At 31.9% G+C, this 783-nt stretch carries 1 protein-coding gene; it reads right to left on the bottom strand.

Annotation, left to right across the window (positions count from 1 at the left end):
- Positions 1-223: 223 nt before the first annotated feature.
- Positions 224-655 carry a hypothetical protein gene (locus HA632_RS00080; protein WP_176305208.1) on the bottom strand — a complete coding sequence of 144 codons (432 nt, stop codon included), beginning with the start codon at positions 653-655 and terminating at the stop codon, positions 224-226.
- Positions 656-783 lie beyond the last annotated feature (128 nt).

Below are 783 nucleotides of genomic sequence, written 5' to 3'. Positions count from 1 at the left end.
GCTAAAAATGTAACCTTAAAGTAAAAAAATCTATTCATTGTTTTTGTGTTTGGTTTAGACTTATTTTCTCGTTCAGGAAAACTGACCGCTAACGTGCCGCCGCTTGGCGTCAGTAGCGACTTTTTTAATAAATTGTTCTAAAGATAAGCAAAATTTTAACTTAGTAATTTACGGCTAAGAAAACCAAAACCAGCTATTGCGCCAAACGGCTGTTATGCAACGGCTAATTACTAACTTTGGTTAAACCTAACTTTATATAACCTATTTCCATTTCCATTTCCAGAAACAAAATTCCATTATCATAATTATATTTCAGACTGTCTTTCTTACCTTCATCATCAGTCATCATAATTGTTTTGTTTGTTTTGTCAACCTCAAAACTTCCATTAATGACTTCTCCAAGTGCTGGATGATTTTGAACATATTTTCCGTCTTTCTCAAAACTATAAGTAACAGAGAAAATTATTAAATCTGACATTTGTTTGAATCTTTCGGCTTCGGCTTTTCTTGCAGGAATTTTATAAGAAATTGAGTCAGCGATTTTGTTATAATATGCAATTTCATCTTCGTATGAAATTACATTCCACTTTCCAGTAAAGTCTTGAGAGTAACTTTTAAAACTCAGAAGTAAAATTATGAATAATGTTCTTTTCATGCAGGGTTTTTATTAGCTGTTGTATAACGTCCTGCGGCTTCACACAGTGGCGACTTTTATAATTTATAGTTGTAAATATAATCAAAATTTGAACTTAGTAGTTTCCGGCTAAGAAAAACAAAACCAGC

It is taken from the genome of Flavobacterium sp. J49 (assembly GCF_011742145.1).
Lineage (GTDB): Bacteria > Bacteroidota > Bacteroidia > Flavobacteriales > Flavobacteriaceae > Flavobacterium.
The sequence above is the reverse complement of the archived record's forward strand: the minus strand, read 5'-3'. Positions and strand labels throughout refer to the sequence as shown.

Excerpts from the sequence above, each read along its gene's own strand:
- HA632_RS00080 (WP_176305208.1), bottom strand. The coding sequence starts at position 655 with ATGAAAAGAACATTATTCATAATTTTACTTCTGAGTTTTAAAAGTTAC.